The organism is Mesorhizobium sp. M8A.F.Ca.ET.021.01.1.1, assembly GCF_003998025.1.
Taxonomy (GTDB): domain Bacteria; phylum Pseudomonadota; class Alphaproteobacteria; order Rhizobiales; family Rhizobiaceae; genus Mesorhizobium.
The window spans coordinates 1-3,692 of sequence record NZ_RZSJ01000602.1; the positions used below are offsets into that span (position 1 = coordinate 1).

Below are 3,692 nucleotides of genomic sequence, written 5' to 3' on the forward strand. Positions count from 1 at the left end.
GTGGGCATGCTGGCGACGACCTTGAAGACCGACCTCGAACGCCGCGGCGAAGGCGCCCGGACGCTGGCGCTGCTGCTCTTTCGCGTCGACGGCGCCGTCAGCCGCATCGCGCTCGGCACCTCGCGGCCGATGCGCGAACCCTTGCTGATCCGGAAATTGTTCCATGAAAGGCTGGCAGCACTCGAGCAGCATATCGATGCCGGCTATGGCTTCGACCTGGTGCGCCTCTCGGTGCTGGCTGTCGCCGCTTTCGACACGCAGCAGACCGATCTGACCGGTGAAGCGGCCGACGACGGTGCCGACATAGCCCTGTTCGCCGACCGCATCCGCGCCCGCCTCGGCGAGAGCGCGGTTCTCCAGCCTGTGCCTGTGGAAAGCCATCTGCCCGAACGCGCCGTCGCCATCGTCCCCTTCAGCGAGGCGCCGCGCCGGACCACGCCACCGAAGAAGCCGGACAGGATGCAGGCGCCGATGACCATCTTCCCGCCGGAACGCCCGATCCGGCTGTTCCGCGCGCCCGAGCCCATCGATGTGCCGGCCACCGAAATGCCGGAGGGACCGCCGCTGCATTTTCGTTGGCGCCGCGCGCTCTACCGCGTTACCCGTGCCGAGGGTCCGGAGCGCATCGCCGCCGAATGGTGGCGTGAGGCGCCAGGCGATCCGGCGGCATCGACACGCGACTATTTCCGCATCGAGGACGCCGATGGCCGCCGCTACTGGCTCTACCGGCAAGGCCTTTACGGCGGCGCCTCGCAGATCCCGCCGCGCTGGTTCATGCACGGGGTCTTCGCATGAACGCGCTGACCGTCATCCCCTATGCCGAGTTCGGCATCCAGTCGAATTTCTCCTTCCTGCGCGGCGCTTCCAAGCCGGAGGAACTGGTGGTCGCGGCCAAGCTCATGGGTTTCTCCGCGATCGGGCTCGCCGACCGCAACAGCGTGGCCGGCGTGGTGCGCGCCTGGCAGCAGGCCAAGGTCGAAAAGCTTGCCTATCATCCTGGCTGCCGGCTGGTTTTTGGCGACGGCACGCCGGACATTCTCGCCTATCCCAGGGACCGCACGGGCTGGGGGCATCTGTGCCGCATGCTCACCCAGGCCAATCTGCGCGACGAGACCGAAAAGGGCGCCACCTTGCTCCAGCGCGACGACCTGCTCGAATGGGGGGATCGGATGTCGCTGGCGGTCTTGCCCGATCCGGCGCAGGACGCGCAGGACAGTCTGGCCTTGCTGCGGGAACTCGAGGGCCGGTTCGGCAGCGCCCTGCGGCTCGGCGTCTCGCCCTGTTATGCCGGCCATGACCGCTTCAGGATCGAGCAGGCGGCGGCGTTTGCCGAAAGCACCGGCATTCCGCTGATGGCGACCAACGACGTGCTCTACCACACGGCCGAACGCCGCCCCTTACAGGATGTGCTGACCGCGATCCGCCTCAATGTTCCGGTCGCCGAGGTAGGGCTGGAGCTGACCGCCAATGCCGAACGCCATCTGAAGCCGCCGCTGGAGATGGCGCGCCTGTTCCGCAGGCATCCGCGGGCGCTGGCGGAGACGCTGCGTTTCGGCGAAGAGCTGACCTTCTCGCTCGGCGACCTTCAGTACAATTATCCCGACGAGCCGACGGAATCGGGCCTCGGCCCGCAGGCGGAGCTGGAGCGCCTGGCCCGGGAGGGAGCGGCCCGGCGCTTTCCCGCTGGTGTCCCCTCCAGCGTCATAAAACGCATTCAGGAAGAACTCGCCCTGATCGAGCGGCTGAATTACGCCCGCTATTTCCTGACCGTCCATGACATCATCAAATTCGCTCGCGGCGAAGGCATTCTCTGCCAGGGCCGTGGTTCCGCCGCCAATTCGATCATCTGCTTCTGCATCGGCATCACCGAGGTGGGACCGGACAAGATCGACACGCTCTTCGAGCGTTTCATCTCGGAGGAACGCAACGAGCCACCGGATATCGATGTCGATTTCGAGCATGAGCGGCGCGAAGAGGTGATGCAGTACATCTATACGAAATACAGCTCCAAGCGCACGGCGCTCGCCGCCGCCGTCATCAGCTATCGCGGCCGTTCGGCGCTGCGCGAAGTGTCGAAGGCGATGGGCCTGTCGGAGGATGTCCGGGCGTCGCTTTCCGGCTCGATCTGGGGCTGGTCGACCTCGGAGCTCGGCGAGAAGGAAGCCAGGGCCGGCGGCCTCGACCGCAGCGATCCCATATCGCGGCATGTGATGGAACGCGCCAACGAGATCATGGGCTTTCCCCGCCATCTCTCCCAGCATGTCGGCGGCTTCGTCATCACCAGGGACCGGCTCGACGAAATCGTCCCCATCGTCAAGACGGCGATGGACGAGCGCAAGATGGTCGAATGGGACAAGGACGATCTCGACGCGGTGAAGATCCTCAAGGTGGATATACTGGCGCTCGGCATGCTGACCTGCCTCCAGCGCGCTTTCACCTTGCTCGAAACCCAATACGGCGTGAGAGACGACTATGGCAGGCCATTGACCCTGGATACGATCGCCAAGGAGGACCCTCGTGTCTACGACATGATCTGCCGCGCCGATACGCTCGGCGTCTTCCAGATCGAATCGCGCGCCCAGATGTCGATGCTGCCACGGCTGAAGCCGCGCGAATTCTACGATCTGGTCATCGAGGTGGCGATCGTGCGGCCAGGCCCGATCCAGGGCGATATGGTGCATCCCTATCTGCGCCGCCGCCAAGGCAAGGAAAAAGCCGAATATCCCAAGCCGGAGCTGGAAAAAATACTCGGCAAGACGCTGGGCGTGCCGCTGTTCCAGGAGCAGGCGATGAAGATCGCCATCGTCGCCGGCGGCTTCAGGCCGGGCGAGGCCGATGAACTGCGCCGCGCCATGGCCACCTTCAAGCGCACCGGCACCATCGGCAATTACCGCCAGCGCATGATCGACGGCATGACGGACCGAGGCTACGAAAAGGACTTCGCCGAGCGCTGCTTCAAGCAGATCGAGGGTTTCGGCGAATATGGCTTTCCCGAAAGCCACGCCGCCTCCTTCGCGCTGCTCGTCTATGCCTCCTGCTGGTTCAAGACCTTCTATCCCGACGTGTTCTGCGCCGCGATCCTGAACTCGCAGCCGATGGGGTTCTACCAGCCGGCGCAGCTGGTGCGCGACGCCCGCGACCATGGCGTCGACATCCGCAAGGTCGATGTCAATTTCTCCGTCTGGGACTGCACTTTGGAAAAGGCGCCTTTCGACCCGGCCCGCATCCTGCCGCGTCATGCCGGGATGCGCGGCGTCATCGAGACAAGCCATGCGCTGCGGCTCGGCTTCAGGCAAATCAAGGGACTTTCCAAGGAACGCATGGAGGCTTTCGTCGCCCGGCGCGGCGCCGGCTACTCGACCGTCCGGGATGTCTGGCTGCGCTCCGGCCTCAATGTCGACGAGATCGAGAAGCTGGCGCAGGCCGACGCCTTTCGGTCCATCGGCCTCGACCGCCGCGCGGCACTGTGGGAGGTCCGCGCGCTCGACGGCAAGAGCGCCGCCGAGAAACTGCCGCTGTTCGACCAGCCGGCACTCAGCCTGCGCGAGCTGGAGCCCGAGACGAGACTGCCGAAAATGCCGCTCGGCGAGCATGTCATCCACGATTACCGCTCGCTCGGCCTGTCGCTGAAGGCGCATCCGGTCGCCTTCCTGCGCGAGCGGCTCGACCGCGCCGGCGTCACCCCCAATGCC

General features: G+C 65.5%; 2 protein-coding genes. Both read left to right on the forward strand.

What is annotated here, in order from left to right; translation table 11 throughout:
* Positions 1-795: DUF6504 family protein (locus EOA36_RS30580; protein ID WP_348629832.1), on the forward strand; the 795-nt coding region annotated here is incomplete at its 5' end.
* Positions 792-3,692, forward strand: a 2,901-nt coding sequence (locus EOA36_RS30585) for an error-prone DNA polymerase (protein WP_127280657.1), incomplete at its 3' end; no start/stop codon positions are given. The genes EOA36_RS30580 and EOA36_RS30585, both read left to right, overlap by 4 nt.